The 15,363-nt window shown below is 65.3% G+C and carries 13 protein-coding genes, 1 tRNA gene and 3 pseudogenes; 4 read left to right on the top strand and 13 right to left on the bottom strand.

Translation table 11 applies throughout. The annotated features are described in order from the left end of the window. Nucleotides 1-4: 4 nt before the first annotated feature. From M5I08_RS04805 to M5I08_RS04795, 3 genes are read right to left on the bottom strand one after another with little or no spacing between them, the layout of a single operon-like run. The gene (locus M5I08_RS04805; protein ID WP_370328575.1) at nucleotides 5-1,513 is read right to left on the bottom strand and encodes a glycoside hydrolase family 130 protein; all 1,509 of its coding nucleotides are present in this window, start codon (nucleotides 1,511-1,513) and stop codon (nucleotides 5-7) included. Beyond that, a complete protein-coding gene (locus tag M5I08_RS04800; RefSeq protein ID WP_249763082.1) occupies nucleotides 1,510-2,532 on the bottom strand; it encodes a glycosyltransferase in 1,023 nt (340 codons plus the stop codon). Before M5I08_RS04800 ends, M5I08_RS04805 begins: the two co-directional genes overlap by 4 nt. Beyond that, complete coding sequence (locus M5I08_RS04795; RefSeq protein ID WP_249763081.1) at nucleotides 2,529-3,644, bottom strand: glycosyltransferase; 1,116 nt, start codon at nucleotides 3,642-3,644, stop codon at nucleotides 2,529-2,531. Before M5I08_RS04795 ends, M5I08_RS04800 begins: the two co-directional genes overlap by 4 nt. Before the next feature lie 224 nt (nucleotides 3,645-3,868). On the opposite strand from M5I08_RS04795, the gene M5I08_RS04790 reads away from it, so the two are divergent. Next, nucleotides 3,869-4,669 (top strand): transposase family protein, encoded by an 801-nt coding sequence (locus tag M5I08_RS04790; RefSeq protein WP_249762759.1) that lies wholly within the window; start codon nucleotides 3,869-3,871, stop codon nucleotides 4,667-4,669. A 413-nt stretch (nucleotides 4,670-5,082) separates the two neighbouring features. On the opposite strand, the gene M5I08_RS04785 is transcribed toward M5I08_RS04790, so the two are convergent. From M5I08_RS04785 to M5I08_RS04765, 5 genes and pseudogenes are all read right to left on the bottom strand, one after another. Beyond that, on the bottom strand, nucleotides 5,083-5,403 hold the full coding sequence (locus M5I08_RS04785; RefSeq protein ID WP_249763125.1) for a type II toxin-antitoxin system RelE/ParE family toxin: 321 nt from the start codon (nucleotides 5,401-5,403) through the stop codon (nucleotides 5,083-5,085). Continuing rightward, nucleotides 5,400-5,627, bottom strand: a complete 228-nt coding sequence (locus M5I08_RS04780) for a ribbon-helix-helix domain-containing protein (RefSeq protein ID WP_249763079.1) — start codon at nucleotides 5,625-5,627, stop codon at nucleotides 5,400-5,402. The genes M5I08_RS04785 and M5I08_RS04780 overlap by 4 nt, the downstream gene beginning before the upstream one ends. 154 nt (nucleotides 5,628-5,781) lie before the next feature. Beyond that, the gene (locus tag M5I08_RS04775; protein ID WP_249763078.1) at nucleotides 5,782-6,177 is read right to left on the bottom strand and encodes a hypothetical protein; all 396 of its coding nucleotides are present in this window, start codon (nucleotides 6,175-6,177) and stop codon (nucleotides 5,782-5,784) included. Nucleotides 6,178-6,360: 183 nt separating this feature from the next. Beyond that, nucleotides 6,361-6,663, bottom strand: a complete 303-nt coding sequence (locus tag M5I08_RS04770) for a helix-turn-helix domain-containing protein (protein WP_219069107.1) — start codon at nucleotides 6,661-6,663, stop codon at nucleotides 6,361-6,363. Further along, a pseudogene (locus M5I08_RS04765) lies at nucleotides 6,660-7,048 on the bottom strand (type II toxin-antitoxin system RelE/ParE family toxin). The gene M5I08_RS04770 and the pseudogene M5I08_RS04765 overlap by 4 nt, the downstream one beginning before the upstream one ends. A 940-nt stretch (nucleotides 7,049-7,988) precedes the next feature. Between M5I08_RS04765 and M5I08_RS04760 the strand changes: the two are divergent. After that, nucleotides 7,989-8,951, top strand: a complete 963-nt coding sequence (locus M5I08_RS04760; protein ID WP_219069105.1) for a hypothetical protein — start codon at nucleotides 7,989-7,991, stop codon at nucleotides 8,949-8,951. A 143-nt stretch (nucleotides 8,952-9,094) separates the two neighbouring features. Here M5I08_RS04760 and M5I08_RS04755 read toward each other — a convergent pair whose 3' ends face one another. Beyond that, a complete protein-coding gene (locus M5I08_RS04755) occupies nucleotides 9,095-9,580 on the bottom strand; it encodes a hypothetical protein (RefSeq protein ID WP_219069103.1) in 486 nt (161 codons plus the stop codon). Nucleotides 9,581-9,829: 249 nt separating this feature from the next. On the opposite strand from M5I08_RS04755, the gene M5I08_RS04745 reads away from it, so the two are divergent. Then, on the top strand, nucleotides 9,830-10,648 hold the full coding sequence (locus M5I08_RS04745; RefSeq protein ID WP_370328616.1) for an ExeA family protein: 819 nt from the start codon (nucleotides 9,830-9,832) through the stop codon (nucleotides 10,646-10,648). A 473-nt stretch (nucleotides 10,649-11,121) separates the two neighbouring features. On the opposite strand, the gene M5I08_RS04740 is transcribed toward M5I08_RS04745, so the two are convergent. The 4 genes and pseudogenes from M5I08_RS04740 to pgm form a co-directional block, all read right to left on the bottom strand. Continuing rightward, nucleotides 11,122-11,197 (bottom strand) — tRNA-Ala (locus M5I08_RS04740). Nucleotides 11,198-11,263: 66 nt separating this feature from the next. Further along, on the bottom strand, nucleotides 11,264-12,499 hold the full coding sequence (locus M5I08_RS04735; protein WP_219069102.1) for an NAD(P)/FAD-dependent oxidoreductase: 1,236 nt from the start codon (nucleotides 12,497-12,499) through the stop codon (nucleotides 11,264-11,266). A gap of 38 nt (nucleotides 12,500-12,537) precedes the next feature. Beyond that, nucleotides 12,538-13,150, bottom strand: a pseudogene (locus M5I08_RS04730) (MFS transporter); the annotation flags it as partial. Nucleotides 13,151-13,242: 92 nt separating this feature from the next. Then, nucleotides 13,243-14,877, bottom strand: coding sequence for a phosphoglucomutase (alpha-D-glucose-1,6-bisphosphate-dependent) (gene pgm, locus M5I08_RS04725; RefSeq protein ID WP_219069100.1), 1,635 nt, complete (start codon nucleotides 14,875-14,877; stop codon nucleotides 13,243-13,245). Nucleotides 14,878-14,915: 38 nt separating this feature from the next. Here pgm and M5I08_RS04720 point away from each other — a divergent pair. Beyond that, nucleotides 14,916-15,130: pseudogene (locus M5I08_RS04720) on the top strand (CrcB family protein); the annotation flags it as partial. Nucleotides 15,131-15,363: the final 233 nt, after the last annotated feature.

The raw sequence follows: 15,363 nt of genomic DNA, 5'->3' as shown, positions 1-15,363 counted from the left end.
GTGCTCATCGTGACCTCATCTCGGGCGATCTGGTTTGCTGAACGATCATGGCCAGCAGCTGCGGAAGTGGCACGGTGGCGATGCCGATGGCGCCGTCGTTGATCCCGTAGGGGATCACCAGGGTGTCGGCGTGAACGAGCGCGCCGCAGGAGTAGACGACGTTGGGCACGTAGCCGTTCTGTTCGTCGCGGGCGGGGCTGAGCAGCGGGCGTCGCAGCTGGCCGAGCACCCGGGTCGGATCGTCGAGGTCAAGCAGAATCGCGCCGATGTTATACGTGCGCATGGGTCCGACGCCGTGGGTGAGCACCAGCCACCCTGCGTCGGTTTCGATTGGCGGGCCGCAATTTCCGAGTTGCAGCGCTTCCCATGCCTCGGCCGGCTGCTGGCAGGGCGAGGCGCTCGTCCAGACCGCCAGATGGTTGGCGAAGGCGATGGTGTTGGTCTCGCGGTCCGATCGCGACATGGCGGCGTAGCGACCGTGTATTCGTCGGGGGAACAAGGCCAAACCTTTGTTGGCCGCGGCCTTCCCAACGAGCGGGCCGGAGGTGAAAGACTGGAAGTCCTTGGTCTTGAGCAGTTGTTGGCTGATGTGGGATCCGCTGTAGGCCGTGTAGGTGGCGTAGTAGGTGACCGAGCCGTCGTCGTCGACGAACCGGACGAATCGGGCGTCCTCCATGCCGGCCTGCTCGGCCTGCATCGACGGCCACAGCACGCGCTCGGAAATCGATACGTCGCTGGGGAATTCGATGGCATAGGACCGCACGGCGATCGCGCGGATCAGGGCGGCCGTGCGCTCCCCGTGTGTGCGAGTGCTTAGGTGGGCCCGGAGGTTGTCGAGTCGCGCGTCGAGGTCGGATCGCGTGAAGCGGTCGCCGAGCGTATGTAAGACGTAGTCCGCGGCCTCGCCGGCATCGCCGATGCGGTCGAGTTCGCCGCGGAACACCGCGGCCTCGAGCGGCGCGCCCGACACGCTTCCGGTGGCGGCCAGGCGGGCCGGCTCATCGATCGTGGCCCGGCCCCCGGCGTCGACGACTCCGGTGCGGAACCCGATGGACGAGCGGTGTCCTTCCCCGATCCCCCGCACGCTCATCACGAATCGCAGGCTGCCTGCCGCCACATCTGTCTGGTCTGGGTGGGCCACAATGCTGGGGTTGCACAGCGCCGCCCCCTCGATGGCGTACTCCCTGGTAAAGGCCGCTCCCAGCAACAGTATTCGCGCGTCGCTGAGGCGGATGTGGGGATCCAAGCGGTCGGCGAGCTCGTGGGCGTGCCGACGGAACGTGCCCAGGAGGTCACGGTGCCGTCCGTCGAAGCGGGTGATGACGTCGTCCAGGGACGACCGAACGTCGTCGTCGGTCAGGGCGAGGATGCGCTTTAGCACCACTCCCGCTCGAGACTCCTGAGGCTCGAAGCCCTCCTGGCCGGGCACGAAGAGCTGGGTGATCACCCGCGCCAAATTGGCCGCGACCCGCTGAGGGTCGCGGGTGACAAGCCCGGTGCGCATCAAAGTCATTGTGAGACTAGCGAAAAGCGCTGCGCGTGTTGCAGGGTGGAGATCACCGCAAGGGTCGATTCCGCGCCCTGGTTGAGGTTGACGCACTCGGCGAGCAACCCGTCGAAACCACCACCGGTCTCCGTGTCCCACATGAGCAACCCGGAGTCGTTGGCGCCCTGGAACCAGGCGGCGCACGACCGGATCCCATCCGGCCAGAGCGCCCGCGGATCGGCGGCTGCGGCGCGTGCGCAGGCGTCGGCGAGGGTGGCCACCTCGATCGGCTGTTGATCGAAGGCGGGCCGGCTGTCCTGCCGTCCCCGGCCGCCCACCGGGGTTGGCGACAGGTGGCCGTCAATCGTGTCGTAATCGAGCAGCCACTCCAGCAGATCCAGGCCACGCTGTTTCAGGTCCGGGTCATCCAGCGCGACGCCGGCAGCGATCATCGCCTCAGGAAGAATCGCATTCGCGTAGGTGAGCCTTGGCTCGGGCCATGGCCAGTCGGACTTGGTCTTGGGTCTCGCGACGGTGACGGAGTAGTCGGCGAGGAGTCGCATCGCAGCGGAATTGCCGGGCTCGAAGGTGAGGAGTTCGGCGGCGCCGACGGCGGCGAACGCCATCGCCCGCGGCCACGGCGACCTGGCCTTCGCGGCGCGCTCGAACTGAATCACGGCGAGTCGGCGCACCAGACTGACGCCGCTGCGGGCGGCGGCGGTGCCGAGCCCCCAGATGCAGCGGCCCCAGTGGTCGTCCGTGGTGGGCTGGTCGGTCCAATGTCCGGCGGGGTCCATCCGGTTGCGGCAGGCGCCGTTGTAGGACTGGGCGTCGTTCAAGAACCGCAGGGCCTTGCCGGCAAGGCCCTTCACGGCACCCGGTGCGTCGGGCTCGCGGGTGGTGACGACGAGCACCCTGGCCATGTCGTCGGTGCAGTACCCGTGCTCACGGCGTGGCACGGTCATGCAGGCGTGCTCGAAGGTGGCGCGATGGTCCGTCATTCGCAACAGGTGCGCGAACACCGGATTGGGCGCGGCACCGCTCACGCCGGTGCCGATTGAGTGATCAACAGCCGTTGCGCCACGCCGACGTAGGCGTTGACGACGACGGGCCAGGCAATCGTCGGGGCCAGCCCGCGGGCTTCGGTGGCCATGGAGTCGGCGAGGTGCGGATCGGTCAACACCTGGCGCAGCGCTGCGACCAGTGCGTCGGGATCGTCGTGAGCAACGACGGTGCCCGCTCCGCTGCCGAGAAGCTCGACCGCGTGGGGGAAAGCGGTCGCGACGATCGGGCGGCCAGTCGCGAGGGAGTCGACCAGCACACCGGAGGTGACCTGGTCCTTCGAGTCATAGGGCAGGACGACGACGGTAGCCGTCTGGATGAGAGCGCTGAGCGCTTCCGGGGTGCGGTACACGGCGTCGAACAACACCGCCTCGGCGACGCCGAGGCGTTTCGCTTGCGCGACAAGTGCTTCGCGATACCTTTCCCCCTGCGCAACGAGGACTTTGGGGTGAGTGCGGCCGGCGATGATGTACCGCGGCGGGTTGGGCAGATTCTTGAGCGAAGCCATGGCGTCGATGACCCGCTCGATGCCCTTGCCCGGTCCCAGGAGGCCCCAGGTCAAGATGGTCGGCCGGTCGGGATGCTGCACGCCGTTGGTGCTGGGGAGTGCCGCGCCGTGCGGGATGGTGGTGACCTTGTGGCGGTCGACGGCGAAGCCTGCGCCTAGGCGTCGGCGGGCCACCTCCGACATCACAACCACTTGATCGGCCAATGCCATCACCGATTCGAGCACCGAACGTTGGTGTGGTGTCGGATGTTTGAGCACCGTGTGGACGACGACAATCGACGGGACGCGCAATCCGGCCATGATCTGGACGACTTCGTCTCCGTCAGGACCGCCATAAATGCCGTACTCGTGCTGGATGACGGCGACGTCGCTCTGGTTAAGGAGCTCGGAGGTTGCCTCTACGGACGAAGCCGAGCCGTTGACGAGCTCGCCGGCGACGTTCGGCTCCTCGGAGACGCCACCGTCGGCGATGCGCACGACGTTGACGTCGGCGCCTCTGGCTGTTAGCCCGACTGTCAGTGCCGCGCTAAAGGTCGCCAGACCGCATGGTGTCGGCGAGTAGGTGCTGAGGATGCCAAAGCTCGGCATGTACGAGAAGTGTTGCATCCCAAAGGGAGCAATCAACGGCTGAAACAACGATGGAGCATTCAAAATTATCCCGACTGAACGGTAAAACGATGAGGTTTTCTCACTTGGGGCTCGTGAGTCTGGTGTGACTGGAGTTTTCGGCGTGTCGTAGTGGCTGGGCGTGGGGTCCTTGCTCAAGGATTCGGTTTCGACGAGGAAACCCGCTCCGCTGCAAAGGACCCCACGTGTTCACCTACTCTGCCATCTGCGACGTGCCGGAGGAAACCCTGCTGCATGTGACCGCGCTGCTGCACGTTCACCGGCGCGAGATCAGAACGCGGGCCGGGCGGCGGTCGGGTACGGTGCGCACGCAGGCCAAGCTGGTGCTGCGGTGGTTCCGCGACGACGCCCCGATCCGGTTGTTGGCGATGGAGGCTGGGCTGCCGATCTCCACCAGCTACCGCTATCTGCACGAGGCGATCGACGTGATCGCCGAACAAGCTCCTGACCTGCACGAAGTGCTCGACCGGGCCAAGGCCGAACAGTGGTCGCACGTGACGCTGGACGGGACGCTGATCGCCATCGACCGGGTGGACGAGCGCAACGAGGCCGGCCATCACCGGTGGTATTCGGGCAAGCACAAAACCCAGGGCGGCAATGTGCAGATACTGGCCGACCCGGGCGGGTTCCCGGTGTGGTCGAGCGAGGTCGAGCCGGGCAGCGTGCACGACATCACCGCCGCCCGCGCGCACTGCCTGGGCGCGCTGTACAAGTCCGCGGCCGACGGGGTGCCGACGCTGGCCGACAAGGGCTACGAAGGAGCGGGGATCGGGGTGCACACTCCGGTCAAGGGCCGCGGCCTGGCCGTGGAGAATCAGAGCTACAACATGCTGCTCACCGCGGCGCGTGCCATCGGTGAACGCGCCAACGCCGAACTCAAACAGCGTTGGCGCTGCCTCCGTCGAATCCGCCTGTGTCCAACCAGGATTGGCGCAGTTGTTGCCGCCGCGATCGTACTATCGACTCTCCAACGCGGAAATTACTGAGAAAACGTCGATGTGTCCGGCGTGAGCGGATGCTCGGGCAGATCAGCGTCAGAAGCTGAGCCATTCCGGATCGGCTGGAAGTACCAACACCCCGACGCTACACCCTCACCGGTCGAAATGCGTGGTCGTAAGTGCGCCGAGGTCGAAGAAGCGTTCGTCGAGCGGGCTTCAGCAAGCGGGGCGCGCCTAGAGTTGTCGTCAAACGCGGCGCTTTCGAGGATGCGTCGAAGTGCCGTTTGCACTGGTGGAGCTAAGGGGACTCGAACCCCGCGCCGAACCTGGGGAAACAGGCTCTGAACTGCGGGTTCTGTCTTCCTGCGTCGTTAGGCCGGCCCTCCGTGCGCTGCGGATATGCCCTGGCGTGTTACGCGACGTAACAGTGCTGGACCCTCATTGATACGTGGCCGGGTCGGCTACTCCGAAGCACCCTCTGGATCACTCAGAATCGCCTCGTAGTCGCGCCCGCCGTAGAAGACGCCGATGATCGCAACGGTCTGGTCCAACACAGCGAATGCAATAACGACCCGTCGCCTGAAGCCGATTGTGCGCAGTCCAGACTTGATGTCGTCGCGCGCGCTGCCGCGATGCGGGAATGCGGCCAGCTCCTCGCAGTAAGCGACGATCGCCTCCGTGTAGCGCGCCGCGACTTCGGCCGACCCCGCGGCGGCGATATAGCGGTACAGCTCGGCGAGCTGATCTTCGGCCTCGGGCGTGAAGACGACGCTGGGACTCACACGCTCCCGGCCTGCTCGGCGGCCAGCCGCGCCCGCACCCTCTGCGCAGTGACGGCGCGCGAAGGGTCGGCGACCACGGCGTCGTACGCGGCGGCAACCTCGTCACGAAGCCAGGCTTCAATAGCCTGATCGCGGGCGAACAATGCCCGCAGGCCCTCGCGGATCACCTCACTTTCGCTGGCGTAGTCTCCTGAGCGCACCCGCTCGCGGAGCGCTTCAGCCATGTCGTTTGGGAGTGTGATGCTCAATTGCCGCGTCGTTCGCATGAGCGACCTCCATTGCTGAGTAGGACTGAATCCTACTCCCACCTGCGCGGCGCCGGCGCCTGGGTGCTCAGGCGCGCCGCGAAACACGGATATGGCTGTGATCCAGCGAGGATCACGACCGCGGTGTCGATTTTGCGACGGATGGCCACGACCGCGCCGCGGCGCGGGCGAACGCCACCGCTTGCGATGTGACACGCTCTGGCTTCGCGACTCGACTGTCCGGCGCCAGCAGCCGAAGCCGCCGCAGCACGTCTGTGGTGTTCCTCGTTATGTGCGCCGCCGACGACGTCGTGATCGGTGTACGGTCGCGGTGCTTCCAACCGATGGCGTCGAGCATGGCGGCGACGAACCCGTCGGGGTCGTTCTCGCCGGCCGCGACCGCGATGAGGAAGAGAAGCCCGGCCTGCTCTTCGCACAGATCCTTCGACGTGAGCGGCATACGTTCGGCGAGCTGGAACCACAGCGCCGGCGGGTCGCTGCGTGCGGCCTTGCCCCGCACGGTCACCATGAGGCGCCCACGGTGCTTTCGCAGCAGGCCCATTCGCTGTGCGGATTCCAGGTAACGGCGAACATGTGTTCGCGGCTTGTTGGCTCTCAGTTCCGCACTCGGCCCCCATAGGCCTAAATCGAAGTTGATGCGGTACGCCCCTGCCGTCTCTGCGGACTGCGTCGCGTGACCGTGGTTGTGCTCTTAGGCGATTTGGATGCGTTCGTCGCCGAGATCGACTTCGATGCGGAGCTGGCCGCCGAGGGCGTCGACGTAGCGGCGCAGGGTGTCGACCTGAGTGTGTCCGACCTCGCCGCGTTCCATGGCACTGACGCGGTTTTGGCTAACGCGCAACAGGCCGGCCAGTTGGGTCTGGGTGAGTCCTTGGGCCTCGCGCAGTTCGCGTAGGGCGTAGGCACGTAGTTCGCCGCGCATGCGGGCTTTATGGGCGTCGACGGCGTCGCGGTTGACCGGGCGCTTTTTGAGCCAGTCGTCGAGTGTGGTCATCGGCGTTTGCGTCCTTTCTGCTGCTTGGTGTGTTTCAGTTTGTTGAGGTGTGTGTCGAACAGGTCGTCGGCGATGGGGATGTTTTGGTCGTACCAGCGTTTCCATTGGCCTTGTTTGTTGCCGGCGACGAGCATGATCGCTGCTCGTTGCGAGTCGCAGGCGAACAGTGCGCGTAGCTCGGTTCGGCCTGCGCTGCCGGGTCGTAGTTCTTTCATGTTGTTGTGTCGCGAGCTGGTGACGGTGTCGACGAGGGGCCGTCCGAGCAGCGGTCCCCTTCGGCCAACAGTTCCAGGGCGGCGATCACAAGTTCGTGGCTGCGATCGTCGAGGCCGGCGAGCCAGTCGGTGATCAGTTCCACGTCGACCACCCAGCTCACCTTGACCATCGTACAACCTCGAGGTTGTACAACTCAAGGGTTTTAGAGCGGCTCGCGTTTCTGGGTCGTCATCACCGGCGCACGCAAGCCACTGAGGCACCATACGAGGGGTTTGCCCCAGGCTCGACCCCCCATTACCGCAGTAGCGACACATACCGCAAGACCCGGCAAGTTCCTGTCTCTGGTTGTGCCACAACGTGATGGATCTCTGAGGGTCCGGCAGCCGGACCATTCCGGTGATTCCTGATCGTTAACGTCGTCGAATCAACGATGAGCGATAGGCAGGCGTCCCGTGCCATTCGACCCTCTAGGTTATGACCTGGGCGCCAAGGGTTTTCGGGCGTTCGTGCAGTCTCAAATTCGAAGGTCAAAGGTGGTCGGTGTCTGGCGCGTTCCACCATATCCCACCGATATCGGCCGATTTCACCATGTTTTGTTCCCAAATTTGTTTCCCAAATGAGCCGGCTTGCGAACGGCAGCGACCGCCGGAATGACTAACCGGATTAACAGCCAGAGTCTTCGGCGTCAGGTCCATTCGTCGAGCGCGGTGCTCTGGCGCGACATGCTCGTGGTGCTCGCTCACAGTCACAGCCGGCCGACGTCGGGCGGTGCATGAGCTGCGTCGCGCGTCCGACGGGGCAGCGAAGTCCTAGGGTCAGCCCTGCACCGAGCGATGGGTGCCGGCAATTATCGGGCCCGCGGCTTGAGCATGAGCGGCCCCTTAAAGGTGCACGCCATTGGAGCGCGGGCACTCCAACGCTCGAGTAAGCCTCGGACTCGCGGGGCGCGGTTCCCGGAGCCCGTGAGGCAGCCTTTGGTCTTTTTCATTGAGTACTTCAACGAAACGCCAAGTTCAGCGCACGGTCTGCGTACCCTCAAGACATGCAGGCGCGTGCCGGGGATGCTGGGAGCGTTGGCACGTCGCAGCCATACATCCGAGGGGGCTTCGATGGCTGACTGGGTACCTGGCGATGCGATCGGGGATGATGCCGTCCGGCACCTCGCTTCCTACCAGAAGTGCGTCGGACGCATCCGTGCGGCTTGGCCGGATTTCGCCGAGCGCCGACATGAGCGACTCCAACAAGGCGGACTTTTTGGTCCGCCGGTTGAGAAGATCGCAGAGAACATCCTCGAGGACTTGTTCACGATCGTCCTCGACTGGCCTGTCGCCAACGTCAAGCCGCAGGTCGACCGGGCCGACATCGTCCTGACCAGATTGGGTCTCAAGTGGCTCGTACTAGAAGTAAAGAGGCCAGGTTCGCTGCTCGGGCATCGCGGGGCGATTGAGGCGGCCTTAAGGCAAGCCCGTCGCTATGCCGCGGATCAGCGTGTTAAGGCCGTGGCGGTTAGCGACGCGACCATGGTGTACGCGGCCGACGTCATCGGTGGGGGGCTACGCCATCGAGCGTGGTTGACCCTGGACACCGATCAAGCGCCGGACGATCTATGGTGGTTGTCGGTGCATGGTATTTACCGGCCCTGCCCGAACCTGGTGGTCGAGCTCGGCAGGCTGCCCGAGCGCGATGCCATTCCTAGTTGGGATGGCCACGTGCTTGCCGCCGATGACTTGCATCCGAAATACAAGCTGGCCATGCAGTGCTTCGCGTATGTCGGTGCCGCCAATGACGCGCATAGCTGGAAGCTGCCGTATTTGTTGGCAAACGGCATCACCCCAGACGCTAAGCGGCTGCCGAAGGCGATCCAATGCATCTTGAGCAACTACCGAGGTGCCCAGGTGGACATTCCCGAAGCCGACGTCGGTGATGTCATGGTGCGGCTCGGGATCGCGGCTAAGATGCTGGGCAAGATGCCATGTCAAAACAGATCGGCGGCTAACGCCTACCTCGAAGCCCACCGACTGCTGGAACAGCTGGATCGGCTGTCCGCCGTCGGTTGCTGCGGCAACGAGTAGGGGCTCTGAACGCATCGCCTGATGGCAAGGGACTAATAATCTTTCGATCTTGCAGTCCTGTTGCCGCCTTCTTTCATTGTGCGACAACTGGATTGGCTATCTCCGAGCCTGAGCGGAACCGAGCAATTCCGGTCAGTTCCCGGTCATTGGCGGTGAATAAACGGTGACCGCGGGCGCGCCTGTGTAACCGTTCCATGAAGACACCGCCCGCCACCGCCGCGCGACCTGATCCCGGCCGAAGGGATCTGTCTTAGTTGGGGCGCTTGCCCTGCGGCGGCGGGGTGCGGGATGCCCTCAGCGTTGCAGGTACCGGCGAAACACCGTTCGTCGGCTTCCGCCCAGCGGGATATCCGCCTTTCTTCTCGAAGCCGTCGCCACTGATGACGGCCCTTTCGACGCGCCGTCTCTCGCCGCTCCGGTCGGCGTTCTGTGCCATCGTCGCCGCTCCCGTCATCATCAGGTATGTCCACAAATTCTACGTAGTCGAGTTCGGACCAGCTGATTAAGAGGCCGAAGACCAGGTAGATCGGTTTTCCGTCCTCGTCGGACTGGACCGACCCGACGTCGTCGACCGCGATCTGCTCGGCGATGTATAGGTCCTGGTCTTCGCCGTAGGTGTTCGGGGGCATTCAGGGTGAGCGCATGGGGGTAGGGTTCCGGCGCTGACGGTGGGCAGCGTGTCGAGGTGCTGGACCCCGGTTTGTTGTTCGTGGTGCCGGGGCGGCACGGTGATCAAGTCATTGGTAGGCGACGGCCCTCCCGTCGTCTCTTGGCCGAGTGCTACGGGAGGGCCGCCTGTGTGCGCTTGGAGGCGCAGTGGTCACCGTAGAAGCAGTTGTCGATCAAGTCGAGTGCAGGCTGGCGGCCGGTGAGCTGAGCTGCCCGTCGTGTGGGGGTGTGCTGGCGGGTTGGGGGCGGGCTCGACAGCGGCAGTTGCGCGGCCCGGATGGGCCGGTGGGGCTGTGTCCGCGCCGGTCGCGGTGCACCGGGTGCGGGGTGACGCATGTGTTGTTGCCGGTGAGTGTGTTGCTACGCCGCGCCGGCACTGCGGCGGTGATCGTGTCGGCGACCTCGCCGAATTGAATCGGCTTTTCGCAGCCTGGGTGGAAACCGTCTATCTGCCCGACCCCACCATCGGCGTGCGGGGCATTCACCACCGCATCGTCGCCTCCCTGGGCGGACAACCCCTGACCCATCATGCAACTTTGGCTCCACAAGCCGCCGACGCGCTGGCCGCTGAACAAGCCGAGCGCGGTCGCACCCCCATTTTGGTCGTCGAGGAGGCACATCTTTTGGGCTATGACCAGTTAGAAGCGTTGCGGCTGTTGACAAATCACGACCTCGACTCGTCTAGCCCGTTCGCGTGCCTACTCGTGGGCCAACCCACCCTACGGCGGCGGATGAAACTCGGCGTGCTCGCCGCGCTCGACCAACGCATCGGACTCCGATATGCCATGCCGCCCATGACCGACACCGAGACCGCCAGCTACCTGCGCCACCACCTCAAGCTAGCCGGGCGCGACGACACGCTGTTCTCCGACGACGCCGCCGGGTTGATCCACCAGACCAGCCGCGGCTATCCGCGCGCCGTCAACAACCTTGCGCTGCAAGCTCTTGTCGCCGCGTTCGCCGCCGACAAGGCCATCGTCGACGAATCCTCAACCCGCACAGCAATCGCCGAAGTCACGGCAGACTGAACACCACCGCGACACCCTGAACACCACCGACCCCGCCGGACACCACCCGGCGGGGTCATTTCATAGCCGCACATCCTCACCGCCAATGCCGCCATCATGTTCATCCTGAATGCCGGTCAACAGTAGGCGCCGGCGTACGACGGCGCCTACCAGAGCCCGGCTTTCCAAGGTTGCCCGTCCGCGACTACTCGCGAGAGTTCGCCGCGCAGCGCGGCGCCGCCGGGCTTAAGGCCATCACACTTGACAAGCTGCGGCACTCCAACATCTCGCGCATGCGCGCGGCGGGCATCGCGGCCGATGTAGCCGCGGCTTGGCACGGCCACACCGAGCGCATGACGCAAGCGGTTTACGGGCGTGTGACTGACGGCCGCCGCGGGCGTGTTCTCGGCGACCGTAGGACAGAGTTAGGACAAAAGGGTCGTGATCAGATCCTGTTGGCAAAGAACGCCTGGCCACTGGCCAGGGGTTTCTCCTGGTGGAGCTAAGGGGACTCGAACCCCTGACCCCCACACTGCCAGTGTGGTGCGCTACCAGCTGCGCCATAGCCCCAGATGTTGTGCCAATCGAAGCTACACCACGGCCGGCCGGCCTTCAAAGTCGCTGATCACGACAGGTCTAGCGAAGCGGGTCGAATTCGCGCAGGCCCGGCGGCTGCTTGCCGGTAGCGATCTGCTCGGCCAGCAGCCGACCGGTCGCCGGGCCCTGCTTCATACCCCACATGCCGTGTCCACCCGCGACGAAGACGCGGTTCTCGAGCACCGATCCCACCAGCGGCCGCCCGTCGGGACTCAGCGGGCGCGGCCCAACCCATATCTCGTCACGTTCGGCCCACCGAACCCCGTCGAAGAACTGGGCCGCCGCATCGACAATTGCGTCAACCACCCCAGCCGACACCGGAGCGTCGGGACGACGTAGCTCCATCATGCTGGTGACTCGCAGCTTTCCATTCAGCGGCGTGCACGCCACCCGCACATCCGGCAGATAGATCGGCCCAAAGACTTTGCGCTCCACCGGCACCGTGAACGAGTAGCCGCGCCCGGCCTGCACCGGGACCCGGACCCAGCGCTTGACTAATCCCGGTAACCATGCGCCAGTCGCGATCACCGCCGCGTCGGCCATCAGCGCCGAGCCAGTATGGGGCGCTACAGCGACGCCGTCCCCGACGGTCCGCACATCGGCGACGTCCATGGTCTCCAGGGCCGCGCCCCGTTCGACGACCGACCGGCCCAACGCCTGCACAAACCGTGCAGGGTCGACGAACCGCTGACCGTTGATGCGGACGCCGACGGCGACTGCGCTCGACGCCAGCGGCACCTGCTCACGCAACGCTGCACCGGTCAACTCCGTGGTCGAGCTCGGCTGGCCTGCATCCTGTAAACGCCGCAGCTGTTCCAGCAGGTGTTCGGCGTCTAGCGAAGCGCGGAACAACGCGGTGATGGGCGCATCGGTAATCGGCGCGTCTACGCCGTGGGACACCAGCAGGTCATAAGCGGCCATGCAGTCGTGGTTGAGCGTCAGGTTCGCCCGCACTGCCCGCCGCCACGATGACTCTCGGCAGTTCAGCGCGAACCGCACCAAGAATCGCCACAGCGCCGGATCGATGCTCAGTGAAACCCGCACGGGTGCAGCGTGATTCGGCAATGACCGCAACGCGTATCGCAACGTTTGCGGGTCGTTGAGCGGAATGCTCAGCGCCGGAGCGATCCATCCGGCGTTCCCCCAGGAGGCACCCGCCGCGACGCCCGTGCGGTCGACCACCGTCACCGCAACGCCGCGCTCTTGCAGAAACCATGCCGTCGACAACCCGACGATGCCGGCGCCCACCACAATTGCCGATCGCGGTTGCCTCATCGAAAACCTCCCTCAGGCCAACTCCGGAGCAGCCAGACGGTCGCCAGGGCGCAGGCAAAGAGCCCGCCGACGAGCAGACCGCGCCGGCCGATCCGGTCCGACAAATGACCACTGGGCAGCACCACGACCAGGTTGCCGAGCGCGAAAACGCCTAGAACCAAACCCGTCGTCCGCGGCCCGCGGCCCAATACGTCCGAGACGAACAGCGGCACCACAGCCAGTCGCAGTCCGAACACCGCCCAGCCCGTCGCGAAGTTGGACATCGGCGACCGACCCGATCAGAAACGAGCTGGCGAACAGCCCGGCGACCCGCCCGCGAGCATCGGCCGGGCTGATCCGAATCATCAGACCCAGCACCGATATGAAAAACAACGTCGAGCCGATGCCGCCGATCGCGCGGAATAGCACCAACTGCCAATCGTTTCCGACGAATGCGGACGCCCCGGTGGACACCGCCGCAATCAGCAATCCGGCCAAGTAAACCCACTGTTCCCCCAGCCGCTGCACCAGCAGCCCGGTGGGTGGCGCAAAGCAAAGCCGCATTACCGAGAACACGATGATCGCGAACGTCACCGCGCCCATGCTGACTCCGAACGTGCGCGTAAACGCCGGCAACACAGGCGACACCACACCGTAGCCAAGCGCGGCCACCGCGTTAGCCGCGATCAGCACCCAGGCTTCGCGCGGCAAGCTTGTCGATTGGCGACTCCAGTCGGCGAAGCGAGCGCGTCGAGTGGCGAGAGTCACCCGATGACTTTATCCACAACCTCCTGGGCTGCGTGCTGGACCTCGGCTAAATGCTGCGCGCCCCGGAACGACTCGGCGTAGATCTTGTACACGTCTTCGGTGCCGGACGGCCGCGCGGCAAACCAGGCATTGGCTGTGGTCACCTTCAACCCGCCCAGCGGCGCGTCGTTGCCCGGAGCGGTGGTCAACTTTGCGGTAATTTGCTCGCCGGCCAACTCGGTGGCGCTGACTTGGTCTGCCGACAGATGGGCCAGCCGGGCCTTCTGCTCGCGGTTGGCGGGCGCGTCGATCCGCGCATAGGTCGGTGCGCCATAGTTCGCGGTCAGCTCCGCGTAGCGCTGTGAGGGTGTGGCGCCGGTGACGGCCAGGATCTCGGCGGCCAGCAACGCCGCAATGATGCCGTCCTTGTCGGTGGTCCAGACCGATCCGTCGCGCCGCAGGAACGACGCCCCCGCCGACTCTTCGCCGCCGAAACCGATGGTCCCGCTGATGAGGCCGTCGACGAACCATTTGAACCCGACCGGCACCTCGACGAGCTTGCGGCCAATGCCGGCGACGACGCGGTCGATGATCGACGAACTGACCGCCGTCTTGCCGACGGCGATGCCTTCCGGCCACGACGGCCGGTGGGTGTAGAGATAGTCGATCGCCACTGCCAGATAGTGATTCGGGTTCAGCAGCCCGGCGTCGGGAGTCACGATGCCGTGGCGGTCGGAGTCGGCGTCGTTGCCGGTGGCGATCTGATAGTGGTCGCGATTGGCGATTAATGACGCCATCGCGTCCGGCGAGCTGCAGTCCATCCGGATCTTGCCGTCATGGTCGAGCGTCATGAACCGCCATGTCGCGTCGACCAGCGGATTCACCACGGTCAAGTCGAGACCGTGCCGCTCGGCGATCACACCCCAGTAGTCGACACTGGCCCCACCCATCGGGTCGGCGCCGATACGCACCCCGGTGGCGCGAATCGCGTCGATGTCAACCACACTCGGCAGATCGTCCACATAAGCGTCGAGGTAGTCGTGTCGCCAGGTGGTCCGTAGCGCGCGGGCCAACGACACCCGCTTCACCGCCGACAGGCCATCACGCAGAATCTCGTTGGCACGCTTGGCGATTGCGTCCGTCGCGTCGGATTCGGCCGGGCCGCCGTTGGGCGGGTTGTACTTGAAGCCGCCGTCATATGGCGGGTTGTGCGACGGCGTCACCACGATCCCGTCGGCAAGACCGTCCGCGCGCTCGCGGTTGTAGCTGAGGATGGCGTAGCTGACAGCGGGCGTCGGCGTGTACCGGTCAGCGGAATCAATCATGGCGACGACGTCATTGGCGGCCAGCACCTCCAGCGCCGAAACCCAGGCTGGCTCTGACAGCCCGTGCGTGTCACGGCCGATGAACAGCGGCCCGGTGGTGCCCTGCGCCGCCCGGTGCTCGACGATGGCCTGGGTGATCGCCAGGATGTGCGCCTCGTTGAAAGCGCCGCTCAGCGCCGAGCCACGGTGCCCTGACGTGCCGAAAACCACTTGTTGAGCGACGTCTTCGGGATCCGGCTCGATCGAGTAGTAGGACGTGACTAGGTGAGGCAAATCGACAAGGTCTTCGGACTGCGCGGGCTGACCGGCGCGTGGGTTGGCCACCATGACGCCAATTCTGCCGATGCCATGCCGACGCTGCTTGAGTGCCCGGTCGTGACTCCCGCGAGTTGGCCGCCGTGTTCGCCGGTGGCGCGGTGGGCACTGCGGCGCGCGCCGGCGTGAGCAGCCTGATGGTCGCCGACCCGACGCGCTTGCCCTGGCCGACGTTCGGTCAACATCGTCGGCGCCTTCCTGGTGGGCTACTTCACGACCCGGTTACTGGAGCGACTGCCGCTGTCGAAGCTATCGCCGGCCGTTGTGGCAGAAGCTGATAGTCCACACCAGAGAGGCGACCGGTCACAGCGGTGTGCCGATGCACCGGGCGCTGGTGCACCGGCACCTGGACGCGGGAATGGCGCGCGGCGCGACGGTGTGCACCACATCCGTCTCCGGCAGGCGCCTCACACGACTAGTGTGCAACTCGTCCCGTTGCGACGTTCACTGGAACCCGCCCCGTCACAGTGGGGCCACCTCAAGTTGACATAGCCATGC

The sequence above is a fragment of the Candidatus Mycobacterium methanotrophicum genome, from assembly GCF_023515995.1.
Taxonomy (GTDB): domain Bacteria; phylum Actinomycetota; class Actinomycetes; order Mycobacteriales; family Mycobacteriaceae; genus Mycobacterium; species Mycobacterium methanotrophicum.
This window is presented reverse-complemented; position numbering and strand designations above follow the sequence as displayed.

Bases quoted from the DNA above. Each gene is read 5' to 3' on its own strand.
- M5I08_RS04805 (WP_370328575.1), bottom strand. From the start codon at position 1,513: ATGACTTTGATGCGCACCGGGCTTGTCACCCGCGACCCTCAGCGGGTC.
- M5I08_RS04795 (WP_249763081.1), bottom strand. From the start codon at position 3,644: ATGCCGAGCTTTGGCATCCTCAGCACCTACTCGCCGACACCATGCGGT.
- M5I08_RS04780 (WP_249763079.1), bottom strand. From the start codon at position 5,627: ATGGCTGAAGCGCTCCGCGAGCGGGTGCGCTCAGGAGACTACGCCAGC.
- M5I08_RS04775 (WP_249763078.1), bottom strand. From the start codon at position 6,177: ATGGTGACCGTGCGGGGCAAGGCCGCACGCAGCGACCCGCCGGCGCTG.
- M5I08_RS04770 (WP_219069107.1), bottom strand. From the start codon at position 6,663: ATGACCACACTCGACGACTGGCTCAAAAAGCGCCCGGTCAACCGCGAC.
- M5I08_RS04760 (WP_219069105.1), top strand. From the start codon at position 7,989: ATGGCTGACTGGGTACCTGGCGATGCGATCGGGGATGATGCCGTCCGG.
- M5I08_RS04755 (WP_219069103.1), bottom strand. From the start codon at position 9,580: ATGCCCCCGAACACCTACGGCGAAGACCAGGACCTATACATCGCCGAG.
- M5I08_RS04735 (WP_219069102.1), bottom strand. From the start codon at position 12,499: ATGAGGCAACCGCGATCGGCAATTGTGGTGGGCGCCGGCATCGTCGGG.
- pgm (WP_219069100.1), bottom strand. From the start codon at position 14,877: ATGGTGGCCAACCCACGCGCCGGTCAGCCCGCGCAGTCCGAAGACCTT.